This is a genomic window from Porphyromonas sp. COT-108 OH1349 (assembly GCF_000768755.1).
GTDB classification, from domain to species: Bacteria; Bacteroidota; Bacteroidia; order Bacteroidales; family Porphyromonadaceae; genus Porphyromonas_A; species Porphyromonas_A canoris.
The window spans coordinates 62,978-89,673 of sequence record NZ_JRAH01000031.1 but is presented as its reverse complement, the minus strand read 5'-3'; the positions used below and the strand labels follow the sequence as shown (position 1 = coordinate 89,673).

Here is a 26,696-nt window from a genome sequence, read left to right as displayed (position 1 = left end):
ATAACTACCTTTGTGTACATAGAATGAGGAATATACAATAAAGTAACAGATATGATAAGAAAAGATTTAGTAGCCTTTTTCTGTGGCTTATTGATGTCAATCTCTTTCCAGTCTTGCGGAGATGCAGATCTTCTTTCTCAGAAGCCGGAAATTCGGGTGGAAGAGAAGGGAAGCTGGGTTCTTCCTTTAGGGTATGCCGATGTTGGTATAGGTGAAGTGCTTTTAGGGCATAAGTTGGGAAACGGAGCCTTGAAGATAGACCGAGAGAAGGACAGGTTATTGATCAAGTTGGAAGATCCGAACGCTTTCCGGTGGGATCTCGGCTCTTTTACCGCCCAACAGGTAGAGGATGCTGAATTTACGTTTGTAGCGCCTTCTGCCGGGTACTCTGAAGATATGGTGATACCCGGAAATGATCTGAATAAAATCGGTGAAATCTTTCCTCTGGAGCTTGGTCGATTTACATTCTCACTATCGGACAAGATAAAATCTTCCGAGAGGATCGTTTTGGAAGGAGATATTCGTGTGAAGCTCTCGAACGTTCCCATGAAAGCAACGTTCATCCTTGGACTGGTCAATGCAACCGATGAACAGGGAGAGCCCATCCGTTTGTATTTGAGCTCCAACGGGAAAGATAAAGAGTTGGAAGCCACGTTCCGTTTGCCGGGAGTGAATCTTTTGCCGGGCAACGGTAGTACCATCAACATGGGTTACGAGTTTTCCATCATCCCCGAAAACAGTCCTGGAGATGTTGTTTTGAAGAAAGGAGAAGCGATAGAGATAAAGATCGAGATATTGAAAGCAAAGATAAAAGAGTTCAAAGGCGTTGTAGATCCTACGGAAATAATTTTTCGGACGAATACCACCAAGTGGAATTTCGATGAGTGGAGTCGTGCTCAAGCTCTGTGGTTAAAGGGCACGAAGTTTGATCTTACGCTGAAAACCAAAGGCGTGGATATGGGTATGTCTGTTGGTGCCAAGCTGAAATCTCTCAAGAAATCAAGCTCTATACCTCTTTATATTCCTCCGATAAAAGTTTTTGACATAAAGAGTCTGAAGCAGGAGGACATTCACACCATAAGATATGACGGAGATGCTTTGGAAGCATTCCTTTCGGCTTTGGATAAGTCCGGCATGGAGATAGACTGCAAGGTGATTGTCCCGACGAGAGGAAAGATTGCTTTCAACTCGCAGCTAAGCCTTGCCGGAGGATACCGCCTCGAACAGCCTCTCGATCTTCGCGTAGAGAAATTTCCGGTGAAGGTAACGCTTCCTCTCTCTTCTTTGGAAGAACTCAAACGTTTCGACGGGTTGTATGAGACCATCAGTCTGTGCGTTGTGGGGAGGAGCAACATTCCTTTCGAGATTGTCTGCGAAAAGTTCATTTTTTTGGATGCCAAAGGAAAAGAGATACCGGGCGCAATGGTTACAGTTTCCGGAGGTATAACCGGAAGCACGGATGGAAAGAGTTTTGCCGACAGCCGTATAGTTGCGGAGCTGACCGCAGAGCAGAGCCGTCTTATCCGGAATGCGACAAAAGTAAAGGTGCAAGGCTATATCCGCACACTGTCTGAGGAGACTGTTCAGCTGCGTCCTTCTCAAAGCATGGCTCTGCATATTTCTGCCGGAATTAACCACAAGTTTTAACCTCACAGCCATTCACTCATGAATACATATATATATAGGACACTTTCTCTCGTTGCTCTTCTTTTCATCTGTGCCGTTTCGGCAAAGGCGCAACAGCCGGATCACACACTGCTGACCACCGATGCGGACTTTGCGCGGATTTCTCAAAATCCTTCTTATATCCCTGATCACGACAGAGTGATTGTGGGGTTGCCTTTCATTTCTCAGGTCAGCTTAGACCTTCGTCTGCCGGTGGTTCCGAGCAGTGTTCTGCATAAAGATGAGAAGGGGACTTATCTGATATTGGATCGGGCACTCAGGAGTGCAGCCGGTCAGCCTTTTCTGGCGATGGCGAATACCGATCTCTTCACCTATGGAGAGAAGTTCGGCAGCGGATTCTACTCCATTCAGCTCGGCATTCGTGCGGATGTGGCGATGGCTCTTCCTGCTTCGTTGGCGGACTTTGTCGCCAATGGCAATGCTCACTACATGGGTCGGGATCATTCCCTTGGGCATATCCCCATGGCACACAGACGCTATGTGCAGTTGGCGATCGGGTATGCCAACGACAGGATATTGAAGCAGCGCAATCTCCGCATCGGGGGGCGGCTCAAGCTGCTCACGATGGCATCGGGAGCTTTTTCGGACGGCGGAGATTTTGTTTTTCGCACAGACGAGCAGGGGCGTACTTTGGCGTTGAGCGGCACACAGCATTATGTGGTAAACAGCCCCAGGAAACTTCGGGTAAATTCGGAAGGGGACGTGGACCTGGGTGCGCTCGGCAGAGATATGCTGCACGATAAATCTTTCTCCAACTATGGTCTGGGGATGGATCTGGGTGCGGAGTATCGTCTCGACGGACACTGGTCTTTCGGTTTTTCGATAACCGATCTCGGCTTCATCCGCTGGAATGGCAAGAATCTGAAATCGGTAGAGCTGGATCTCTCCGGGGATAAAGCTCTTGAGTTCAAGGGCGTTGATTTTTCCAACGCTCTCATCAATAAAAATCAGGGCAAAGATCCTTCGTTGGATGCTCTCATCCGACAGCTGGAGTCTGCCGTCACGGCTCGTGATGCAGAACGTTCCTACTTTTCTTCTCTATACACCCGTCTCGGTGCCACGGCAGAATACACTCCGACAGATCCTGTCAAGATAAAGGCTCTTGTCGGTGGGGCATGGGTGAGCGGACTTTTCCACTACGAGGCGGCACTCAGCTCCTCTTACCGTCCGGTACGATTCTTTACGATGGCGGCAAGTGTCAGCTCCATGAAAAGCACCCCTTTCAGTCTCGGTGGAGCCGTTATTTTGGGAGACGGATTTCAGACCATTTTTGCCGTGGATAATCTTTTGGTTTTGGACTATACGGGGGTTCGTCGGGCGGCAGTTCGTCTGGGTATTAGTTTGAGGTTTTAATCTGCTGGTTTTCAATCCGTAAAGCGTGATTGAAAACTTCCTCTCGAAAGCAGCCGAATTTTCGTACGTACGAAAATATTTTTTCGTACGTACAAAAATTTTTTTTTGTACGTACACAATTTTTTTTCTGTACGTGCGCAATTTTTTTTCTGTACGTGTGTAAATATTTTTTCGTCCGCATGGAAATATTTTTTTGTGCGCACGAAAATTTTCTTCCATGCGCACGAAAGTTTAGGAGGGTTGCTTGAGGAGTGATTTTTATGAGGTTCTCCCCGGTATTTCCGAGCGACCTTTTTTGGGGATGTTTGGAGAGAAAAATCGTTACCGCCGTTAAACCTGCATCGGGGAATAGGCATCCAATAGAGGAAAAACAGTAAAAAACATACACGATTATGTCTTCAAAACAGGAAAGCAAGGGTCGACGGATCTGTCTCCTTGCTCTATTTATCACTTTATTTTCAGGTTGGGCGGCTGTGCCCGGCACGCTTCATGCCCAGGGCAAGAAGCAGTACACCATTCAGGCAACCATCGTAGAGAAGGAGAGCGGACGCTTGGCTTCGGGAGCTTCGGCGCGTCTGCTGCATGCCAAAGACAGCTCTTTCTATAAGGGCAATGCCGCAAACACGCAAGGGAACATAACGATAGGCGATGTCTCGGAAGGGAAGTATGTCTTCCGGGTTACCTATATGGGTTTTCAGACGAAAGACAGCATCATCACGGTTGCGGGGGACAGGTACAAGCTGGACTTCGGGAAGATATTCATCGTGGAAGAGACGCAGAACCTCACCGATGTGGTGGTAACGAAGTATCTCGCACCGGTTACGGTGAAGAAAGATACGACCGAGTTCAACGCTTCTTCCTTTAAGGTGCGCGACGGAGCCAGCGTCGAGGAGCTGATCAAGAAGCTTCCGGGCATGGAGGTCTCGGACGATGGAGCCATCAAGTACAACGGCGAGAGCATCGAGGGTCTCCAGCTGGACGGCAGGGATTTCTTTACCGACAACATCACGATGGGAACCAAAAATCTGCTTTCGGACATGATAGACAAGCTCCAAGTGGTGGATAAAAAGAGCGACGAGAGCCGTCTGACCGGAATGAGCGACGGGGAGAACAAGAAGATCATCAACCTTGTCGTCAAAAAAGACAGAAAGAAAGGATTGATGGGAAATCTCTCCGGCGGATACGGCACGGAGAACAGATATGAGGCAAATGCGATGATCAATGCCTTTATGGATAAGACAAGGTTAACATTTCTCGGTAACTCCAACAATCTGCCCAAGGGCGGCAACATGAACGGAATGCCTACGGAACACTCTTTCGGGCTTAATCTGGATCAGAACATCAGCAAAAAGCTGAGCTTTGTTACCGACATCTCTTACGATGATCACCGAAATCGCAGAACCGGCTACAACCTCAACACAGAGCTTTTGGGCGGAAACAATAAATCCCAGCAGAACAATCAGCACTTCGACAACCTCTCCGGCGATCGCACTTTCCGTGCCAACACTCGCATGGAATGGCATCCGGATACTCTCACGACCATTTATGTGCGTCCGGCTGTGAGGTACTCCTCCAACATGCGCGACTTCTCGCAGAAGCACAATACCTTCCTCCCGGATGGAACAAAGATCAACGACGGAGAGCGGACGGAGGTATCGGAGTCGGACAACCTGCGTGCGAATATAGGCTTCCATGCGGCAAGAAGACTCAACAACAACGGACGGAATATTCTCGTGGGAGGTATGCTGAACTACAGCAACGGTACCGAGAACAGCAATGTCATATCAAAGACCCTCTTTTATAACCAGGCTGGAAACGAGATCAATCTCGATCAGAACATCATCCAAGCCAATAGCGGTGTCAGTGCGCGCTTTCGTACATCTTGGGTCGAACCTCTTGCGAAAAGATTTTATCTCCAGCTGGAATACAACCCCTCGCTATCCTTTTCCGGCAGCGACAGACAGGCGTACAACAAAGATGCGCAGGGAGGATACACGGTACAAGACCCTCTTTACTCGAAGAATACCGAGTACAGCATGATCTCTAATAACTTCGGCTTTAATCTTCGGTACAATACCGGAAAAGGGCTCAATACACAGCTCGGCTTCTCTTGGATGCCGACAAGCACGGAGAGCAGATACGGTATCGGAAACGGGACATCGGATTCTCGAACACGATTTGTCTGGGACTACTCTCCGACGCTAAGAGTGGAGTACAGCAAGGAACGCAGCAACCGTCTCTTCTTCGAGTATCGGGGAAACACCTATCAGCCCTCCATGAACCAGCTGATGCCTATTGCCGACCTTCGCGATCCTCTCAACAAAGTGATCGGTAATCCGGATCTTCTGCCGAGCTTTTCGCATGACCTGTATGGCGGATTCTCTTTCAGTAACAACAAAACGAGGTCGTTTGTCAACTTTCATACTTTCGGAAATTATAACCAACGCAGCATCGTGAGCAAGAGCACCATTGATCCTGCGACGGGAGCGCGGGAGTCCACTTACGTCAATGCGGATGGAGACTACGGTCTCAATGCCAACCTCAGATATTCTCAAGGGATAGGGAAGATGCCTCTTACATTGGATTTGGGTGCCGGGTATGGTGCTTCTTCCAATCAGGGCTATATCAACGGAGTGCTCGGCGAGACCACCTCGCAGCGTCCAAGCGCATCGCTCTCTTTCCGATGGAATAAAGAGCCTCTATCCATATCGCTCGGCAGCCGTGCCAACTGGAATACCGCCCGAAACAATATCTCTTCGCAGCTTGATAGAGACACAAGAATCGTGCAGCTTCATGGCGATGTGAGCCTCTCTCTGCCATGGGACATGATGCTGACTGCCGACTATAACTTTACCAACCGGACAGGGTTCAACGAAGCTCTCAACGGCAACTACCATCTTCTCAATGCGAGACTTTCAAAAAGTTTCTTGAAGAACAATGCCGCAACGGTCGAGTTGTCTTGGTTCGATATACTCGGACAGCGCACCGCATATTCGTTCACCCAGACTGCGAGGAATATCACAGACAGCTATGTGGCAACGGTAACCACCTATGCGATGGTTACATTCAAGTATAACTTCAATTTCTTTGGCGGAGGCAGCTCTTCCAATGCCGATGCTCAGAGAACAGGCAGACGATACGGTGGCTATGGTGGCTACGGCTACGGCGGAGGTCGTCCGAGATAACAGCCCGACGGCTCTTTCTGACAATCGCATAGAAAATCTTTCTCATGGCAATGATGTAAACCCTAAAGCGTTAGAATAGAGCATTCGTAGGTTGATGGGAAGAGCCGGAGCATTTTGCTTCGGCTCTTTTGTTTTTCATCTTCTTTCCGTAAAGTTATATTTCTTTACACCCGAAAAAATAGCTATCTTCGGACGGATAATACAAACTCAACTTTCAGTATGAAAAAATTATTACTCAGCCTTGCAGCACTGGTGGTTCTTGCCACTGCCTGCGAAAAGAAACAATCGGAATCCGTGAAAGATAATCCTCTTGTAGCCGGAAGCACATTGGAACAGGGTGCTCCGGAGTTTGACAAAATCTACAACCGCCACTATATGCCTGCATTCAAGGCAGGTATGGAACAGCAGAGAGAGGAGATCGAAAGCATCGTCAACAGCAGCGAAGCTCCCTCTTTCGAGAACACCATCCTTGCATACGAGCGTTCCGGAGCGGTGCTGCGCCGCACATCCAACGTCTTCTTCGCTCTTGCCAACGCCAACAGCTCGGACAGCATTTTGGCAATAGAGCAGGAGGTAACTCCTCTTCTTGCAGAGCATCAAAACTTTATCAGCCTCAACGACAAGCTTTTCGAGCGCATCCGTGTCGTGTATGAAAACTCTTACGAAACTTTGGAGGGAGAAGACAAGAAGCTCCTGAAAGAGATCTACGACGGCTTCGTGCGCGAAGGTGCAGCCCTTGAAGCAGACAAGAAGGCAGAGTTGGAAAAGATTAACACCCGCCTTGCATCGCTCCAACAAGAGTTCGAGTCGAAAGTAACGAAAGGTACCAACGCCGCAGGTGTATGGGTTGCCACAGCAGAAGAGCTGTCGGGTCTTTCCGATGCCCAACTCAAACAAGCCGAAGCGGATGCACAAGCAGCAGGAGGGAAAGAGAAATATTTCCTCGTGGTTTCCAATACTACACAACAACCTCTTCTCGCTTCGTTGGACAACAGAGAGGTGCGCAGAAAACTGTTTGAAGCCTCTGTCTCCAGAACATCTCCCGATAGCGGCTTCAACACAGAGCCTATCGCCCTTGAGATCATCCGTCTTCGTGCCAAGAAAGCAGAGCTTTTAGGCTTCAGAACATTTGCAGACTGGAGATTGCAGGACGCTATGGCAAAAGAGCCTCAAAACGTCTACACATTCTTCCAAGACCTTATCATTCCTTACATCCCTAAGATCAACGCAGAGACTGCCGAGATCGAAGCCTACGCTCGTAAGACCGAAGGGGCCGACTTCTCTCTTGAACCATACGACAGATTCTACTTCTCTGCCAAGATGAAGAGAGAAAAGTTTGCCTTCGATGAGGCTGAAGTGATGCAGTATTTCGAGCTTAACAACGTATTGAACAATGGTGTTTTCTACGCTGCAAACGCAATCTTCGGCATTACATTTGAGGAGCGCAACGACCTTCCGGTTTATCATCCCGATGTAAAGGTGTACAACGTGAAGGATGCAGACGGTACTCTCCTTGCGATATTCTATACAGACTTCTTCCGCAGAGACTCTAAGAGAGGCGGTGCATGGATGGACGCTTTCGCAAAACAGAGTTCATACTTCGGTCAGCTGCCTATCATCTACAATGTTTGCAACTATGCAAAACCTGCCGAAGGACAGCCGGCTCTTCTCTCCATAGACGATGTAGAAACCATGTTCCACGAGTTCGGACACGCCATACACGGTATGCTCTCCAACTGTAAATACAATACACTTTCTGGAACAGCCGTGAGCAGAGACTTCGTGGAATACCCTTCTCAGTTCAACGAATACTTCATCACCGTGGATGCTGTCTTCGACAACTTTGCGAAACACTACGCTACCGGTGAGCCGATGCCTGCCGAACTTAAGAAGAAAGTAAGAGAATCCGAAAACTTCCACTCCGCATACTCTCTCGGAGAGAACATGAGTGCCGTGTTGGTAGACATGGGATGGCATATCCTTTCATCGGAAAGTGCCGAAAAGATAACCTCTATCAAGGAGAAAGAAGATGAGATCTTGTCAAATCTTAAACTCTACAACAAGCAAGTGCCTCCACGCTATCACTCACTCTACTTCCGTCATGTCTTTGGCGGCGGATATGCAGCAGGATACTACTCTTACCTCTGGTCGGAAGTGTTGGCGGTGAATACCGGAGACCTCTTCTCGGCAAACGGTGGTCTTAGCAGAGAATTGGGACAAAAGTACAGAGACTTGATCGTCTCTATTGGCAATACCAAAGATTTGGAAAAGCAGTTCACAGAGCTTACCGGACTCGAAGCTCCGGACTCTAAAGCTCTTCTAAGAGCCAAAGGTCTCTAATCTCACAGAGCCTTACATACAGACGGCAGAGGCGGCATCCTATCTTCGGGTGTCGCCTCTGCTGTTTATGGCTTCCGTCATCCGGTGTCCGAAATCTTCTCAAGACCTTTGGAAAAGGGATCGTTGTGGCAAAACTACTTTGCTTAAAGAGATTTTGCAGAGAGTTTCAGAGGCAAAGTGCAGGGAGTGCGGACGAGAAAAGCGTCTCAGGTACGGGGGCAAGTCCGAAGCTCAAAAGCAGCGCAGTGGATGAGAAGCTATGCAAAAATCTCTTCTTGAAATTCTGCTTCGGAAGAGCAACAATAAACCCTGAAATTTTACACCCCAAACAGCCCTCTCCGGAGGGCTGTTTTTATATATTCCATACCGAAAAATGCTCACTTTTTTCGGTCTCTCTATTTTGATCGGAGGGGTCATTTTCAGAGCACGACCGAACTGTTAAATTCGGGCGGTTTTATTAACACGATTTTTGATACAGGTTCACCCAAAATGGTAAACGAGCATATTCTTTCGGCTTAACGTGTTTAATTTTTCAATGAACACGTTTACCGATTTCATTTAATACGTTTACCGGATTCGATTAACGTGTTTAGAAATTCTGCTTATGGTGTTGATAGATAGCGTTTTAGGCTTTTTGACCCTTTTTTGCCGTTTTGAGGCACAAAATTGCATTAAGATTTGTTTGCATGTGCGGGTGTTAAAATTCACACCAATTAATGCGAAAAAGCCCCATGAAACGGACTGAGAAAAAATTTTTCCCAAATTCGCGTTCTTTTGTATCTCTCTTATTATAAATCTCTTACCGGCTTTCCTCCAAACTCTCTTCCCAATTTCGCTTCAAATCCGACCTCATTTCTACCGATTTTTGGGCTTCCATTTTTATATAAAAGTTCACGGCAAAAGAGGCTTATCTTACCCCTCTGTTTCGGCAAGATAAACCCCTCTATTTTGCGCTATCCGCTCTCCTCTTTTTCACCAAAGAGAGCGGCAAAAAGCGGATGGCTGTTTGTGCTCTCTCCTTACAGACAATGACAGCTTGCCAAGCAACCTATGAGAATAAGGAGCAATATCGGAAGATAAGGCACGCAAAGGCTTCTGGAAAACAGAGCTTTGCAGTAAGACTTTTTTATTTCGCTTACATCCATGTTGTAGATCTCCTTTAAGGAGAGGGAGTCGTTATCCATCATCTCTACGCTTTCATCGTATAGTTGTCTGTATTTTCTCTCCAATTGTAGATAATAGGCATCTATCAGGGCAAACAATATGGTGGCAAGCAAGGCAGAAAGGATGCAGAAATACTCCCTGTTGGCTGTATATAAAGATCCTAAGATGGCTACTACCGCAACGGTAAAACCCTTTATCTGAAAAGAGTTGCTTGCCATTCTGTTGATCGCTCCTTGGATAAATTCCAAGTGTTGTCTCTTGTATTCTTCTCGTCCCATTTTAGTTGTATTTGTTGGTGAATATCTTTTCGTTTAGTTCTTCTACCGCTTTTCTCCAATTCTCACTTCTGCAAGCATTGTAGTTGTCGGGATTACTGCCTTTATTCCAATCCGGAAAGCTTATTTCAGCCCCTTTGAGTACAGCATAATGCTTGGATATATCATTCATTGTCCATGTGCAGGGCTTTATGATGATAGGGATAAGAGGCTTATTATGCTCTTTTATAAGAGGAAGTTCTACATCTCTAATATAATCTGTTGAGATATAATTCTGGCTCACAAGGGCTATCACATAGTCTGCTTCTATGATTTTTTCTTTGATCACTTCATGTATAAGATCTCCCGGAGTAGTAGTTTTGTCATAGTACACCTCTATTTTTTCCTCTCTTATCATATCGGTCAAAAACTTATTTAGCTCATTTAGGTCATCAATATCACTTTTAGAGTAAGATATAAATATCCGTTTAACGCTCCTAAGATCCGGGTTTATAGAGAAGTGTTTATACCTTTTAGTAGATACTCTTAGCTCCTTTTCCCGATTTATTTCTCCTTCTTGTGTAAGAGGATATGCAGTTATCGTACTCTTGGTTTGTTCCGGATCATCCAACTTTTGAAACTTAACATAAAGTTGTCCTTCCGGCTTGAGTTTGGGATCATAACAAGAGATATAAAGATCGGGGATAGGATTTTTCTGGCGCTCTAATTTCAATTCCTGCTTTATTCTATTTCTAATTTTTAAATCTCTTTGTTCCTTGTTTTCAGGCTCTCGTTCTCTTTGAGGAAATATGAGAGTCTCGAACTCTATGCCTTTTTGTAAAGGTCTTTTATCCCAATAGAAGCAGAAGAGATCCAAGAAAATCTCCTCTTCTATTTCTGCAACTCTTGTCTGTTCTCCTTTAGGAAGAGGATTGATGTAAACCTCTATCTTAAGTTTTTCAAAGTCTAAAGCAATCCAAACCATATACTCTCCCCTTAGAGTAAAGATGAGTTGATCTCTCCAGTATCTTTTTAGCTCATTTTCTCCACTTCCATAGTAGCAGATCAGTTGATTGATAAGCCCAAACGGAATAAAGTTTTCAAACTTAAGTGTAAAGTTCGGAGCAAGGAACCCAATAGTAAGCCAGCTGTATGCTTTGTCCTCTTCAGCAAGAGGAAGATAACCGGGGATAATATATACTCCTTTCTTTCGGTCGAAAAAAATCACTTTTTCAATCTCAAGCAGGCGAAGCAAAAGAAGATCTTTCCCAAAAGCCTTTTTTATATCAGCTCTAGGCACTATTCCTTTCATCTGCTTCATACTATCCTTACTGAGAACGGAGTGGATATGTTTTACTGTTTTTGTGGGGTTTAGCCACACCACACCTTCAAGTTCTCTATCCCCTCTGTAATAAAGGATTTCTCCTTTTCTATAGAGTTGGTAAAGTTTTGCTTTTAAGAGACTCTCTTTATAATTAGGAAAGAGCTCTCTTATTTCTCTACAATCATATTCAGTTTCTTTTTGAAGATCTTGTATTTTCTTATACAACTTTATTTGACTTTCAGGATGCTGTTTCTGTGTATCTCTTTTCCCTATTTCACTTTTTAGTCTAAACTCCAAGTAGCGAAGAGCATAGTCATATCCTTCTTCCCATTCTCTTATTTCTCTTTTAAGGTCTTTATTCTCCTTAGTATCCGGTAAAGAGACAAAAAACTGTTCTATTACTTGAGACGTTGTTTTTTCTATTGTTCTTTGCTTGGAATTATCTGCATGGGTTTGTATGACAAAAGTATCTTCTTCTACTTTGGACTGATACAGTTCTTTTCTCTGAGAGGCATATCGAATTTGAGAAAGCCAATAGGCTCTGTTAAAGTTCAGAATATTGATACCTTCACTATCTTTTTCTTTTTTGTTTCGATCTGTCTTATCACACCAAAAAAGCATATTTAGAGCATTATTGGAAAAGAAGACTTGATAGATACCATGGTAATAGTCTTGCCCTCCAAAGTCATAAAAATTTATCTTGGGGAACTCCTCCTTCTCGGATTTGAATATCTGTAAAATATGAGTACTGCCATTTGGTGTATATTCCTGATCATAATAGTTCAAAAAAGTGCTCTTCCCCGCTCCATGATTTCCAAGCAACATTACTTTATATGGGTACTTGAATTCCTCTTTTTCTTCTCTTTCTTCTTCAAGCAAATTAAGTATATCATCTCTATGATTACTATGATTACCATATGGATCTAAGATAATATCCCGATCATACAAGAATCTATTCCCATCTATACGAAGATTTGATAACCGGATCAATATTTTTTCTAGAGATTCTGGAATCTCACTTATCTTATTATTTGATATATTGAGCGTATTTAAATTCTGAAGCTTAGCAAGCCCATCAAGATTACTAATCTGATTGTTATCAAGCCGTAGGGTTTCTAAGTTTACAAGCTTAGCAAGCTCATCAAGATTACTAATCTGATTGTTAGAAAGGGATAGGGTTTTTAAGTTCTCAAGGTTAGAAAGGTTAGCAAGCCCTTGAAGAGTACTAATTTGATTGTTAGAAAGGTCTNTAATCTGATTGTTAGAAAGGGATAGGGTTTTTAAGTTCTCAAGGTTAGAAAGGTTAGCAAGCCCTTGAAGAGTACTAATTTGATTGTTAGAAAGGTCTAGGTATTTTAAGCTTACAAGCTTAGCGAGCCCATCAAGATTACTAATCTGATTGTTATCAAGGTCTAGCATTTTTAAGTTTACAAGCTTAGCAAGCCCATCAAGATTACTAATCTGATTGTTATTAAGCCATAGGGTTTCTAAGTTTACAAGCTTAGCGAGCCCATCAAGATTACTAATCTGATTGCTAGAAAGGGATAGAGTTTCTAAGTTTACAAGCTTAGCGAGCCCATCAAGATTACTAATCTGATTGCTAGAAAGGGATAGGTTTTTTAAGTTCACAAGGTTAGAAAGGTTAGCAAGCCCTTCAAGAGTATTAATCTGATTGTTAGAAAGGGATAGGGTTTTTAAGTTCTCAAGGTTAGAAAGGTTAGCAAGCCCTTGAAGAGTACTAATTTGATTGTTAGAAAGGTCTNTAATCTGATTGTTAGAAAGGGATAGGGTTTTTAAGTTCTCAAGGTTAGAAAGGTTAGCAAGCCCTTGAAGAGTACTAATTTGATTGTTAGAAAGGTCTAGGGATTTTAAGCTTACAAGCTTAGAGAGATTTTCAAGAGTGCTAATATGATTGTAAGAAAGATACAAGTATTCTAGGTTCACAAGTTTAGCGAGCCCTTCAAGAGTACCAATCTGATTATAAGAAAGATCTAAAATCATTAAAGACGGAAATAAATCCATCTTTTTAATCTCTTTTGTTTTCTCTCCTCTGACACATAGAGATATAACTTCTTCCTTTTCATTTAGTTGAAAGTATCTGTTCTGTTTTTGATTAACCCTAAGACCGGTCATGTTTTCAAGCGTAATGCCATACTCTTTTTCAAGTTCAAGGATTGAGTCCGGTTTGTATGTTCTATCCATATTGAGATATAAAGGGGAAGATAACGTTGTAATAAAATGTAGAGCTAAAGGTAGTAAATAATAAGAGAAGTTAAGACTGTTTTAATGGATAAGTTTGTGATAGCAAAACGGATAATAAAAACAGCGTCCGCAATCTCGAAAGATGCGGACGCTGAAGTATGAAAGTCGGTATATCTGAATGCGAAATTACATTGCGATGAAGGGATAGGTCTGAACGAAGCGATAAGCATCTTCTATCTGTTGGTACATCACAACGTCATCTTCCACTCTCGGTACTACGGTACGGAACTCTTTGAGAAGAGCTTCGAGAACAGGGGAAGTAGTAGCCGGACGGCGGAACTCAAAGGCTTGTGCCGCATTCATAAGCTCTATACCGAAGATGCGATAGAGGTTGTCTATGAGCGGTAGAAGCTTTGTGGCTGCATTGGCACCCATGGAGACGTGATCTTCTTGATTGTTCGAGCTGACGATGGAGTCGGATGCAGCGTTGAAGCAGTACATCTTGTTCTGACTCACCATAGAGGCTGCGGCGTATTGAGGAATCATGAAACCGGAGTTGAGCCCCGGCTTTGCCACAAGAAATTCGGGCAGATCGCGCAGACCGAAGATGAGTTGAGCCACACGGCGTTCGGAGATATTTCCCAGCTCGGCAAGTGCAAGAGCAAGGAAGTCGTATACGATAGCCAACGGCTGACCATGGAAGTTGCCTCCCGAAAGGATCATATCCTGATCGGGGAATATGGTCGGGTTGTCCGTTACGCCATTGATCTCCTCTTCCACAACACGGCGAACGTGTGCGATGGCATCGTATGATGCTCCGTGTACTTGAGGAATACAGCGGAAAGAGTACGGATCTTGCACGTATGGTTTCGGCTCACGGATGTGAGTGCTGCCTTCGAGAATCTTTCTCATGTGGCGTGCGATCTCCACTTGTCCCTTATGGTTGCGGATGGTGTGCAGCTCTTCCGTGAAAGGAGCATCCAGTCCGTTGAATCCTTCAAGAGATAGAGCCGCTATACCGGTAGCCATGGTGAGAATCTTTTTTGCCTGTATGAGGGCATAGACTCCATGGGAAGACATGAACTGCGTACCATTGAGCAGGGCGAGTCCTTCCTTACTTTTGAGCGTAACAAGGGCGATACCTGCCTCTGCCAGTGCTTCTTTCGCCGGTACTCTTGCGCCTTTGTAGAACACTTCTCCGTATCCGATCATCGGCAAGAAGAGGTTGGCAAGGGGAGCGAGGTCGCCGGATGCGCCGAGAGAACCTCTGTCGAATACGACCGGAGTGATGTCTTTGTTGAGCATCTCCACGATCCACTCTACCGTACAAAGCTGCACGCCACTATGCCCGAAGGATAGTGCGTGTGCTTTAAGAAGCATCATCAGGCGGACGATCTCTTTTTTGACCTCTTTCCCTGTACTGCAGGCGTGGCTCTTGATGAGGTTTTCTTGCAGCGTGGTAAGGTCTTCGGAAGAGATGCTTCTGTTACAAAGAGAGCCAAATCCGGTAGTGATACCATACAACGGACGGTCTGAAGTGGCAACCTTTCGGTCGAGATACTCCCGACAATGCTCTATCTTCTGAATGGCTTCCGGTGCCAACTCCACCACATGAGGGTAGAGGATGAACTCCTCCAACTGCTCGATGGTAAGGTCTGCACCGCCTACAATAATCTTTCTTTCCATAACAAATGGGGTTGTCTGTATCTCTATTATTGTAGAGATACCTTTGTTTTCTCGAAGATGACCTTCTCTCTTGCGATGGCATCGGCTTCCAAGCGATCTGCTTCTTCTGCTAAAGTACGCACAAACTCCTGATCGGTGATAGAGGTGAGGTTGATACGAACATTGAGGAGTGCGCCCAAGACTGCGGTACGAGCACACATCATTGCCACACAACCATCGGTAATCGCATTGTTGTTACCCTTTGCCACGACAGTCTCGGCGAGGGTTAGCAGTTCGTATGCACGTCTTGCCACCGCCATCGGGATATTGGCTGCAAGTTTGGTACGCTCCTGTATCTGTTCGGTACGATAGGCTTTCTCTTCGTCTGTTTCCTTAGGAAGCTTGAATGCTTCAAATACCAAGCGGTAAGCGTCGCTGTCTCTGTCGATGTCTGCAATGAGTTCTTGGCGAAGAGCTTCAGCCTTGACAGCCAACTCTTTCATCTCCTCTTCTACATCCACATAACGCTTCTTGCCAATGGTGAGATTGGCAACCATCTGAGCGAGTGCACCTGCTATGGCACCATTCAGAGCAGAGATACTGCCACCTCCGGGTACAGGTTCCGAACCTGCGGTTTCAAGTATAAATTCTTGTATGTTTAAGTCTTTAAGCATTGTCTTAGGGGAATAAATTAGTTTGAGTTTTGTATAGAAATCAGATTACAGGGTAACGAACACCACTCTTGATGGTGTCTCGTACCAGATTCATACCGAAGTGGTAGGAGAGGAACTTGTATGAGGGGAAGCGGATGATAGCCATGTCGGCTTGCTTGCCTACCTGAATACTGCCCACTTGATCGGCACGACCTATTGCCGCAGCACCATTGATGGTAAGAGCGGTAATGGCTTCCTCTACTGTCATATTCATGTATATGGTGGCAAGAGCGATCATAAGAGGAACGGAAGAGGAGAAACAGCTGCCCGGATTGAGGTCTGAAGCCATTGCCACAGCACAGCCGGCATCTATCATCTTGCGGGCTGGTGCATACTCTGCTTTCAAGGAGAATGCCGTACAAGGCAGTACGGTGGCTACGGTGTTGCTGTCTGCCATTGCGGCAATACCTTTATCCGAGATTTGAAGCAGGTGGTCTGCCGACAAGCATCCCAGCTCTGCAGCAACTTCCGCTCCTCCAAAAGGTACAATCTCATCGGCGTGCATCTTTACCGCAAAGCCCATCTTCTTGGCTCCATTGAGCAGTACACGCGTCTGTTCGTGATCGAATACTCCTTTTTCTGTGAAGATGTCGCAACACTCTGCAAGGTTGCGTTCTTTTACCACAGGCATGACCTTGTCGAGCAGGAAGTGGATAAACTCCATCTCTTTTCCTTTGTATTCAGGGGGAGTATCGTGTGCTCCCATGAATGTGGAGTAGAGAGATATAGGATGTGTACGCTCCAACTCTGCTACGGCTTCAAGCTGACGGATCTCTGTCTCCAGGTCCATACCGTAGCCGCTCTTGGCTTCTACAGTGGTAACACCTTGTCTGAGCATGGCATCGAGATGCGATCTGCCGGAAGCGGTAAGCTCTTCAATGGTCGCATTGCGAGTGGCTCGCATAGTGCTGGCAATACCACCACCGCGCTCCATGATACTCATATAGCTGTCTCCTGCAAGTCTCCACTGAAACTCGTCTTCTCTATACCCACCAAAGACAAGATGGGTATGGCTATCGACAAATCCGGGAAGGATGCAACACCCCGAAGCATCTACTTCATGACAGCCACGGGTCTCCTCTTCGGAGACACCCGCCATGCTGCCAACGTATGTTACGATGCCGTCGCGAGCTATGATGGCAGCAGGACCTTCGATGACACCGATGGCATTCATCTCTTGCGCTCCTCGCTTTGCCTTGTTTCCCTCGCAGGTTACAATCTGAGCAATGTTCTTGATAAAAATATTGCCGATGGGTTTCATCGTTTATTCCATTATTTTGTTTTCCAATATCTGGTCGATAGAGAACTGCTCAAGACCAAGATAGTACTCTGCCACATCTATAAGAGCAGCCATAGGTACAAGACCTACAATCTCAGCACCTACGATCTCCACACCATATCTGCGAGCTTCCATGCGTACCATTTCGTGTGCACGGTAAACGGCAGTCTTTGTGTAGTCGGTGAGGTTCATGGAGACTTGAGTGATGCCTCTTTCTGTGAGCTCTACACCCATTGCCTTACAGAAACGAAGCCCCCCGCCGATGAAGCGAACCTTCTTTGCGATGGCAGATGCAATCTCAAGATCGGAAGTGTTGAGGTTTACATTGTACGCAACAAGAGGCATACGTGCACCTACGGCTACTGTTCCGCTGGTTGGGTGACGTTCTGCCGGACCAAAGTCAGGCTTCCACTCTTCTTGTTTGATCTTTTCTGCCATTCCTTCAAACTCGCCCTTACGGATAGCTGCAAGGTTTTCTCTATGAGGTGCAGAGGCAGACTTTTCATAAAGGAATACAGGGATGTTGTAGCGGCTTGCTATTTCCGCTCCTACCTCTTTGGATAGAGCTATGGCATCGTCCACGGTGACATTTTTGATAGGAATGAACGGCACAACATCCACAGCACCCATACGAGGGTGTTGTCCTTCATGTTTTGTAAGGTCTATATGTTGTTGAGCTATCCCAATTGCTTCCAAAACAGCAGCTTTTAGAGGTTCGGGATCTCCAACAACGGTAACTACCGTGCGATTGTGATCCTCATCGCTGCTATAATCAAGAAGTCTGACACCATCCGTAGCACGGAATGGTTGAACAATCTTTTCTATAATCTCTTTGTTGCGACCTTCACTGAAGTTAGGCACGCACTCCATAAGTCTTTTTACAGTTGCCATCTTAAATTGTGGTTGAATGTGAAAATTGTTTGTATTTAGTTTTATAGGTTTTATTTCAGAAGATTGTCGAGGAGAGTATCATCAACAAGATAAGGAATGGTGATATGGTATCCCTCTCCGGCATGTGTGCGGTTGAACTCTTCGGAGGTATTCATGGCATTCTCGTTTCGAGCCCATGAACGTCTGGCTACACCGCCCATAACGTCCCACAACATTGCTGTGCGGAGAATGGTGTCGACACGTTCGGAACCGTCCAAGACCATACCAAATCCGCCGTTGATACTTTTACCGATACCAACGCCACCACCATTGTGAAGAGCGATAAGGCTCATACCACGAGCTGCATTCCCTGCAAAGCACTGCACTGCCATGTCTGCCATCACGTTTGAACCATCTTTGATGTTCGATGTCTCACGGAAAGGAGAGTCTGTTCCGGCAGTATCGTGGTGATCTCGTCCCAACATGATAGGACCGACTTTGCCTTCACGCACCATCTGATTGAAGCGTAAAGCTATCTGCTGTCTGCCTACCGCATCCTGATAGAGGATACGAGCCTTTGTCCCAACTACAAGAGCATTCTTTTCTGCATCTCGTATCCAAATATAGTTGTCTCGGTCTTGCTCTCTGCGATCCGGATTTATACACTCCATGGCAGCGTGGTCTGTTGCACGAAGATCTTCTTCTTTTCCGGACAGACATACCCAACGGAACGGGCCATAACCATAGTCGAACAGCTCCGGACCCATTATATCTTCAACATAGCTTGGCCATATAAAGCCGTCTTTATCGTCAATGCCGTTTTTGGAGATCTCTTGCACTCCGCTGTCGTAGATTGCTTTCATGAACGCATTACCATAGTCGAAGAAGTATGTGCCCTTTGCCACCAATCCTTTGATCACTTCATAGTGGCGTCTTAGGCTTCTATCCACCGCAGCGGCAAAGGCATCCCGATCTTCTTTTAGAAGTTTTGTGCGCTCTTCAAAAGAGAGTTCCACCGGGCAATATCCTCCTTCATACACGGCATGACAGCTGGTTTGGTCGGAAAGCAGATCTATATGTATGTTCTCTTTAAGAGCATACTCCAACAGATCTACGATATTTCCATGGAACGCAATAGAGGTAGGCTCTTTGCTTTCGATGCCCTTTCGTGCGATCTCAAATGCTTCTTGTATGGAGTGAGCAATATATTTAACCCATCCTTGAGAGTGGCGTGTAATGATACGTGAATAGTCCACTTCTGCCGTGATGGATACTGCTCCTGCAATGTCAGCAGCTTTCGGTTGAGCTCCACTCATGCCTCCCAATCCGGAAGAGATAAAGAGTTTTCCTGCAAGATTGCCTCCTGTCGGGATGTTGAGACGTTGGCGACCTGCATTCAAAAGTGTGTTGAAGGTACCATGTACAATACCTTGAGGACCTATATACATCCATCCTCCGGCTGTCATCTGTCCGTAGTTTGCCACACCCATTTGTGCTGCAATTTCCCAATCTTTGATGTTATCGAACAATCCGATCATCATCGAGTTGGTAATGATTACACGCGGAGCATCCGGCTTGGATGCAAACAATCCAAGAGGATGCCCACTCTCGATGACCAGTGTTTGGTCTTGGGTGAGTTCCTCAAGATATTTCATGATGAGGCGGTACTGCATCCAGTTTTGGCAGACTTGTCCTGTCTCTCCGTAGGTAACAAGTTCGTATGGATACAGCGCAACATCAAAACAGAGATTATTATCTATCATCACTTGGAAAGCCTTCCCTTCCAAGCATTTTCCTTTATACTCATCTACAGATTTTGCTTTCAGATCTCCCTGTGGACGGAAACGATATCCATAAATTTTACCTCTGGTCTTCAACTCTTCCAGAAATTCCGGAGCAAGTTTTTCATGAAGTTCTACGGGAATATATCTTAAAGCATTTTGAAGTGCCACTCTCGTCTGAGCAGGAGTCAGGCGGTAACCACGGTCCGGAGCTCGACGAATGCCTTTTTCAAAAGTCGGATATTGAGGCAGAGAAGCCTCTAACGTAAAAATTTTGGCATCCATATTATGTATTAGGTTATATGTGATTTGTTCCAATTTTACAAGTACAAGATCCGCTCTTTATGGGGTAAATGGGATCTCAAAAATGTCTCGCAAGATACGAAAAATATAGCACCCTTACAAAAGAAAGGGATACCGAAGACCTGCTACTCAAAAGCCTTTTTTCTTCTTTCTTGAAGAATGGTAATGTTTCAGTGGAAACAGCGGAAAAATTACCCATAGATTGGTATTGGGATACTCTTTACTATTGATGATATTTGCACAAATAAAACGGAAATATTACCAAAAACATAAGAACAAACAACAGACAACATTATGAACAAACATTTAAGCAGGATTTTTCTTCCCCTTCTTCTATTTATGATTGCTCCGGTAGCGAGTGCACACACCATGTGGTTGGAGTCCAAAACGACAGGTGTTGTCGGAGAAGCGCACAAGGTGGAGCTTTTCTTCGGAGAGTTTTCCATGAGTGATAAAACCCCGACAAAGGATTGGTTGAAGGGACTGTGGAGCGGAGAGTTTAAAGTTACCACTCCTTCCGGAGCTGTTATAGATCTGAAGGCAGAGGCGGAAGAAATCTGCTATTCCGCATCTTTTACTCCTACTGAAGAGGGTTGGTACAGAGTACACTACGACTGTTTCTCTCCTACAAAGTGGCAAGGATCGGAGCTGCACTACCTCTCTGTTTTCTGGATAAAGGTGGGAAATCCTAAAGCATCCCCTATGGAAAAGAGTCCTTTCGAGAATGGACTTTCTCTTCTTCCTCCTACACGTTCTGAACAGAATGGCTCTCAAGTCTTCAAGTTCCCTGTTTTCAAGAACAATGAAGTACCCAAAAGAATTGCTCTGAATATCTTGGCAGACAATGGTTGGAGGAAAAACTATTATAGACTTAATGAAGGCATGCTTGAGATGTTGCCTTTGTGGAAAGGACGATATCTGCTCAACGAGGTGATACGTAAGACTTATACCCCGGAAGAGTCTGCTGCAAAGGATGGAGCAAAAGGACTTTATTCCAACATTACTTATTTCTTTGAAGTGCAATAACAGGTAGCTGTACTGATTGTTGATATAGAAAAAGGTGTCCCTTAGAACTCGAAAGAGTTTGAAGAGACACCTTTTCTATCTTGTAAAGAGAGTTTGAAGGCTCCAGGTTTTCATATTGGCATTACACGCTCGCACCATTTGAAGAGCTTTTGGTATATCTCCTCTCTGACCTCTTTTGGAGACAATACCAAGTCATGTATGGCATTAGCAATGGGGGAGAAAGTGATGTCTCCGCTTAGTCGCTTGGTATAAGCCCGAATGTGTTCTACGTTCAGGATAATATCGGAGGTCATTATTCGACTATCCCATTGTACCGGAGTGAAAGATTTATCCGAACACATTACCAGCATAGGGACTTTTATCTCCGTATGTTCATCCAGATAGCGATGTGCCTGTTCCACTGCCGATACAAAAGCCAGCTTGGTATCACTCGGAACGTGAGGCTTAAGTCTGAGATCATATTTCCACTCTCCATGCTCCGATATGTGCAGAGCTTTTCCATAAAAGTCGGTAAAAGGAACAACGGGTAATGGTAGCTCCGGATATCGGTTGCCGATTTTACAGACCACCGGTAGTACTTTTTGAGCCAAAGCACTTATCTGAAAGCCATAAAACGGGCTGTTGCAGAATAGAGCATGAAACAGATCGCTATCCGGATAGCGAAGAGCATAATAGGTTACAAGTAGCCCTCCGGTGGAGTGCCCGCACAATAGCACTTTTTTATTGCCCTCGCTTCGGATCTGCTCCAATGCCCACTGTATATCCTCATCATACTCTTTAAGATCGCGGACATTGTTGAATAGCTGGTGAGGCATCCAGGAGCGACCATATTTTCGGAGGTCTATCGCATAAAAGTGGTATCCCTTAGAGCAAAATCGCTCTGCCATCTCGGTTTGGAAGAAATAGTCGTTGAAGCCATGGATGTACAACACAGCTTTTTGAGAGGAGGCGTTTGTCTTTCTTCGGACTAACGTGCAGACGACTTTTCCCTCATAGTCTTCCGGTTGAGTTGTTTGGAGCTGTTCAAACTTTTCTCCCAGAATATCTTTTTGGTAAGAAGCTGTCTGTTTCATGCTCTTGCAGAGAAAGATTTGAACAGTTGTAGCATCAAATCAAAGAAAACCATCTTTGCGCTGACATTCTGCATCAGCTCTTTTCGTGCCGTATCTATGGCATCGGAAATCTGTTCCACATTCCTTTCCGAAATCACGGAGGAGAGCTGGCGTACTATCCTAATATTATCTTTTCTGGAATATAGAAGAGCCTCCTGATCTTGCTCGGCAGAAGTTAAACCGCATATAAATGCCTCTCGCACGGCATCTGCCAACTCTTTGCAGAGAGCCGTGAGATATTCTCTACTTTCCGTATGCAGTTCTTCACTTTCCTGCTTCATCTCTTTGGCATTTCCTCGCATGGATAGGGTAAGTATCTTGTAAGCTCTAAGAGCTTCTTCCGTTGTCTTTTCTCCACTTTCCAAGAGCATTTTAGCCAAGACAATACTGCCGGAAGATAGGTGAGCTATACGCTTTCCGATCTCTTCCGCAATACCATAATTTTTCACAAGCCATTGAGACATTGTTTCGGGCATTATGGGATGCACCGGAATGCGTTGCACTCTGCTGATAATAGTAGGTAAGAGCAGTTCGGGAGCTGTTGCAACAAAAAGAAACTGTACTCCTTTTGGAGGTTCTTCCAGTAATTTTAGGAGTTTGTTGGCGCACGAAATATTCATCTTCTCAGGAAGCCAACAGAGGACTACCCGATAGTCTGCTTCATAAGGACGATAGGATAGTTTCTCTTCGATATACTCCGCCTCTTTAACGGATATGGAGAGTTGGGTATTTTGAAGCGAAAGGGCATCGCCCCACTCTTTATAGGTAAGGCGTGGCTCCTTTGAGAGTTGCTCTCGAAAGAGAGGGAGATAGTCTTCGGACGTTTCAAGTTTATCCTTCTTTACAATAGGATAGAGCGGTAACAGGTCAGGATGAGAAAGAGTATCTACTCTCTTGTATATTGTGCTTTTTTCTTCTTCGCTTCGTCCACGTGCGAGCAAAACCTTTGCGGTGGCAAGAGCGAGGGGAAGTCCTTCTCCTCCATCCCTGTCATAAAAAAGAAGGGCATGAGGAAGAGTGCCGGAAGCAATGTTTTGCTTCAAATAGGCGACACTCTTCTCCTGCCCTATGATATTCTCAAAAGGATCTATCATAAAGATCAATGAGGTGTCCGAACCTGATTAGTTCGGTTTATGGTTGGAGTAGTACTTCATGAACTGTGTACGAAGATACATTGCAGACAACTCATCATCCTTAGCGGAAAGATGTCCCATAAACTCTTTGATGTTATAGTATTTGTGTCTATCCATCCATCGTATCAGTTCACCCAGTACATGAGTGATCAATCCCTCTCCATCTCTGTAGATACTGCTACACATCTGTACCGCAGAAGCTCCTGCAAGAAGACCTTTCAAAACACCTTGAGTATCGTGTGCTCCGGAAGAGAGAGCTACATCCATGTCCGGTATGGCGCCGTGTACCAATGCCGTGTAACGCAGAGGATCTTCTATATCTTCAGGACGAGTGAAGATGTTTCCTGACTTTACTCTCATGCTTTCGACCTCTATATCCATGGCATAGCTGCGATTGAAGAGGACAACGCCGGCGGCTCCAACCTTTTTAAGGTCGTGTACAAGACGAACAATGTTGGAGAAGTACTTCGGCAGTTTCACGATTACAGGGAGCTTGGTCTGCTTGCATAGTGCATCTACCATCTCTATACACTCTGTCTCCATAGCACCGTAAGGAGAAGAGAAAGAGGTATCTATGCTCATGTAGTTTAGCTCTATGGCATCTGCTCCGGCAGCTTCGATCTCTTTGGCAAAAGATATCCATGAGTCTTTTTTGAAGCAGTTGATACTCGCGATGACCGGAATGGAAAGCACCTGCTTGGCTTCTCGAAGTAGAGTCAGATGGTTTTCCAGGGCGTTATCTCTGACATAAGTCATAAGATAATCCATGGCTTCCGGAGAGTCTGCTCCTCCATACAAGTGTTCTATATCGCTATCTATCTGCTCTTCAAAGAGAGACTTTAGTACCAGAGCACCTGCTCCTGCTTGTTCGTAGCGAAGCAGATTATGACTTTTAGAGGTAAGTCCGGAGCTGGAGACTATAATGGGGGAAGATAATTGAAGTCCTGCAAAGGTCGTAGATAACTTATCCATACGCTTTATTAGTGTGATTATTTAGATTTCAAGTTCTATATGTTAGTGCAGTCTTTCCGACTCTTCTGTCCTTTTGGACTACACACAACCTCTCTTTTTACTTTAAGATAGGTCGTTACAGAAAACAAAGATAACGAAGATAGGCGAACTATCAAACAGAAAAGCCTGTAAAAGCATTGCTCTTACAGGCTTTCATTTTTCATCTTTCGTGCGGCTGAAGGGACTCGAACCCCCACGTCTCTCGACACTAGATCCTAAGTCTAGCGTGGCTACCAATTACACCACAGCCGCATTTTAGAATCGCACTTAGATGTTCTTCTTTCGTGAGTGCAAAGATAGAGAGGATATTTTAATCTCGCAAGCGTTTGAGCAATATTTTTTCAATTTATTCTTCACTCAGTCTCTTTTGCAAATCTCTTCTGCAGCTCTTTCGGAGGCATCGCTCTCGCCTAATTTTTCGGACACGTTTTCGTATCCGGTCAGCATGGCGTGCATATAGTTCTTGTTCTTCAATATCTTTTCGATCTCCTCTTTGACCCTTTTTACCGTGAACTTGCCTCCGAAAAGCTCTTGTACTACAGGGCGATCCGCTATAAGATTTACGAGTGAAATAAAAGGAACCGAGAAGAATCTTTTGAATACGAAGTTGGCAAGATAGCCTGCTCCATGCGCATAACAGACCACTTGAGGCGTGCCAAGCAGACAGGTTTCAAGTGTTGCCGTGCCGGAGGTAACCATGGCGACATGAGAGCGGGAGAGAATATCGAAAGTGTGTCCGAACAGAACAGGATACCCTTTTGCTTCGGGAATAGAAGCGTACAGATCCTCTTTTTGTCCGGGTGCTCCGGCTATAATAATATGGCATCCGCCCTCCACCTCTTCTGCCGCACGTATCATTACCGGCAGGTTGGCACGTATCTCTGCTGTCCTGCTACCGCACAAGATTGCGCAGACAGGCTTCCTGTTTATCGTATCACGCTCTTCGGGATGGATGTTTTTCCCGTTAAGGTGCGTTTTCTCTTGCAGAAAACGCTTTACGCCGGCGAGGGTCGGATTTCCCACATATACCACCTGGTGCAGGTCGTGTTTCTTAAAGAAATCTACCTCAAAAGGCAGGATGCAAAGAACCTTATCCGTTTGGATGCGCAGCTTGGCAATACGTTTCTTCTTCCATGCCCACACCTTCGGAGAGATATAATAGTAGAGCCTTGCTGAGGGGAGTTGTTCCTTTACAAATGGGAGGATGTAACGAAAGTTGAATCCCGGATAGTCCACCGGTATCACAACATCAGGCGAAAACTCCAGCAGTGCCTGCTGAACCTTTTTTGCATACTTCCTTATCGTACCCAAGTGTTTCAGCACCTCCCATACACCCATGAATGCCATGCCGGAGTAGTGTACTATTGGGGCTTCTCCCGTAGCTTCCGAGAGAGCTTCTCCGCCCACGAATGCAAAGGAAGCGTTTCCATCTCTCTTTTTTATGGCTCTTACCAGATCTGCCGCATGTGCATCTCCGCTGGCTTCTCCGGCTATTATAAAATACTTCATCCCGGATCTCTGTGCGCTCTTTAGATCTCCCAGTGTTTGAGTTCCCTCATCGCTTCGTAGTCTGTAACGTCTATCTTGCAGGGAACAAGTGTTGCAAAGCCTTTTTCAGCTACGGAAAGATCGCAGCCGAGATTGTGCGGCTCATGACTCATCAACGCTCCTGCCATCCAATAGACCTCTTTGCCCATCGGAGTGGTCTGCTTGACGTACTCGTCATAAAACTTCCCGTCTGCCTGGCTGCACAGCCTCATCCCTCTCACTATGGGTACATTCGGGACATTCAGATTGAGATAAGTCCCTTTTGGTAACCCGTCTTTGAGAAGACGGCGAGCCACTGCACGAGCGTAGCGACAGCTTTGAAGATAGTCGGAGTCCTGCGTTCCCTCTATGAGAGATACGGCAAAAGAGGGGATGTCGAATATCGTTCCCTCTATTGCAGCTCCAAGTGTACCGGAATAGTTTACACATATACTCTGATTGCCCCCATGATTTATACCGGCGACCACCATATTGGGTCTTTCGGGCAGGATGACGTTCAGAGCCAGTTTGACACAGTCTGCAGGAGTTCCGCTACAACTGTATATCGTGATGCCGGGATCTCTTCGGACGCAGGAGTAATGGATAGGAACGGAGGAGGTTATTGCGCTCGAATAACCGCTGCGAGGTCCATCGGGAGCCACAACCACAATGTCTCCAAGATCTTTCAGGGCGATGATCAACTCCATTAACCCCTTGGCGAAGACGCCGTCATCGTTGGAGATAAGAATACAAGGACGCTTTTGCATA

General features: G+C 45.4%; 17 protein-coding genes and 1 tRNA gene. 5 read left to right on the top strand and 13 right to left on the bottom strand.

Going from position 1 to position 26,696, the window contains the following annotated elements:
- Positions 1-51 precede the first annotated feature (51 nt).
- The 4 genes from JT26_RS06990 to JT26_RS06975 all read left to right on the top strand — a co-directional run bounded on the left by JT26_RS06990 (position 52) and on the right by JT26_RS06975 (position 8,564).
- Positions 52-1,647, top strand: a complete 1,596-nt coding sequence (locus tag JT26_RS06990) for a hypothetical protein (protein WP_152567006.1) — start codon at positions 52-54, stop codon at positions 1,645-1,647.
- An 18-nt stretch (positions 1,648-1,665) separates the two neighbouring features.
- Positions 1,666-3,039 carry a DUF5723 family protein gene (locus JT26_RS06985; RefSeq protein ID WP_036848110.1) on the top strand — a complete coding sequence of 458 codons (1,374 nt, stop codon included), beginning with the start codon at positions 1,666-1,668 and terminating at the stop codon, positions 3,037-3,039.
- A gap of 392 nt (positions 3,040-3,431) precedes the next feature.
- On the top strand, positions 3,432-6,224 hold the full coding sequence (locus JT26_RS06980) for an outer membrane beta-barrel protein (protein ID WP_036848107.1): 2,793 nt from the start codon (positions 3,432-3,434) through the stop codon (positions 6,222-6,224).
- A gap of 219 nt (positions 6,225-6,443) precedes the next feature.
- The gene (locus tag JT26_RS06975) at positions 6,444-8,564 is read left to right on the top strand and encodes a M3 family metallopeptidase (protein WP_036848104.1); all 2,121 of its coding nucleotides are present in this window, start codon (positions 6,444-6,446) and stop codon (positions 8,562-8,564) included.
- A 1,019-nt stretch (positions 8,565-9,583) separates the two neighbouring features.
- Here JT26_RS06975 and JT26_RS06965 read toward each other — a convergent pair.
- The 7 genes from JT26_RS06965 to JT26_RS06935 all read right to left on the bottom strand — a co-directional run bounded on the left by JT26_RS06965 (position 9,584) and on the right by JT26_RS06935 (position 20,101).
- On the bottom strand, positions 9,584-10,006 hold the full coding sequence (locus tag JT26_RS06965; RefSeq protein WP_036791224.1) for a hypothetical protein: 423 nt from the start codon (positions 10,004-10,006) through the stop codon (positions 9,584-9,586).
- A gap of 1 nt (position 10,007) precedes the next feature.
- Entirely contained in the window at positions 10,008-13,508 is a 3,501-nt protein-coding gene (locus JT26_RS10230; protein ID WP_052110416.1) for a leucine-rich repeat domain-containing protein, read from the bottom strand.
- Between the two features lie 186 nt (positions 13,509-13,694).
- On the bottom strand, positions 13,695-15,194 hold the full coding sequence (hutH, locus tag JT26_RS06955) for a histidine ammonia-lyase (RefSeq protein ID WP_036848099.1): 1,500 nt from the start codon (positions 15,192-15,194) through the stop codon (positions 13,695-13,697).
- A 26-nt stretch (positions 15,195-15,220) separates the two neighbouring features.
- Positions 15,221-15,847, bottom strand: a complete 627-nt coding sequence (locus JT26_RS06950) for a cyclodeaminase/cyclohydrolase family protein (RefSeq protein WP_036848096.1) — start codon at positions 15,845-15,847, stop codon at positions 15,221-15,223.
- A gap of 40 nt (positions 15,848-15,887) precedes the next feature.
- Positions 15,888-17,147, bottom strand: a complete 1,260-nt coding sequence (gene hutI / locus JT26_RS06945; RefSeq protein ID WP_036848093.1) for an imidazolonepropionase — start codon at positions 17,145-17,147, stop codon at positions 15,888-15,890.
- A gap of 3 nt (positions 17,148-17,150) precedes the next feature.
- Positions 17,151-18,056 (bottom strand): glutamate formimidoyltransferase, encoded by a 906-nt coding sequence (ftcD, locus tag JT26_RS06940; RefSeq protein WP_036848090.1) that lies wholly within the window; start codon positions 18,054-18,056, stop codon positions 17,151-17,153.
- Between the two features lie 50 nt (positions 18,057-18,106).
- Entirely contained in the window at positions 18,107-20,101 is a 1,995-nt protein-coding gene (locus tag JT26_RS06935; RefSeq protein ID WP_036848087.1) for a urocanate hydratase, read from the bottom strand.
- A 312-nt stretch (positions 20,102-20,413) separates the two neighbouring features.
- Here JT26_RS06935 and JT26_RS06925 point away from each other — a divergent pair, with 312 nt between their 5' ends.
- On the top strand, positions 20,414-21,145 hold the full coding sequence (locus JT26_RS06925) for a hypothetical protein (protein WP_036848082.1): 732 nt from the start codon (positions 20,414-20,416) through the stop codon (positions 21,143-21,145).
- A gap of 110 nt (positions 21,146-21,255) precedes the next feature.
- On the opposite strand, the gene JT26_RS06920 is transcribed toward JT26_RS06925, so the two are convergent.
- The 6 genes from JT26_RS06920 to surE form a co-directional block, all read right to left on the bottom strand.
- Positions 21,256-22,218: an alpha/beta hydrolase gene (locus tag JT26_RS06920; protein WP_036848079.1), complete on the bottom strand. Its 963-nt coding sequence runs from the start codon at positions 22,216-22,218 to the stop codon at positions 21,256-21,258.
- Positions 22,215-23,351 (bottom strand): hypothetical protein, encoded by a 1,137-nt coding sequence (locus JT26_RS06915; RefSeq protein WP_036848077.1) that lies wholly within the window; start codon positions 23,349-23,351, stop codon positions 22,215-22,217. The genes JT26_RS06920 and JT26_RS06915 overlap by 4 nt, the downstream gene beginning before the upstream one ends.
- Before the next feature lie 27 nt (positions 23,352-23,378).
- Positions 23,379-24,362 (bottom strand): dihydroorotate dehydrogenase-like protein, encoded by a 984-nt coding sequence (locus JT26_RS06910; protein ID WP_036848075.1) that lies wholly within the window; start codon positions 24,360-24,362, stop codon positions 23,379-23,381.
- A gap of 209 nt (positions 24,363-24,571) precedes the next feature.
- Positions 24,572-24,653 (bottom strand) — tRNA-Leu (locus tag JT26_RS06905).
- Between the two features lie 105 nt (positions 24,654-24,758).
- Positions 24,759-25,910: a lipid-A-disaccharide synthase gene (lpxB, locus tag JT26_RS06900; protein ID WP_036848072.1), complete on the bottom strand. Its 1,152-nt coding sequence runs from the start codon at positions 25,908-25,910 to the stop codon at positions 24,759-24,761.
- 20 nt (positions 25,911-25,930) lie between these two features.
- Complete coding sequence (gene surE / locus JT26_RS06895; protein ID WP_036791257.1) at positions 25,931-26,695, bottom strand: 5'/3'-nucleotidase SurE; 765 nt, start codon at positions 26,693-26,695, stop codon at positions 25,931-25,933.
- Position 26,696: the final 1 nt, after the last annotated feature.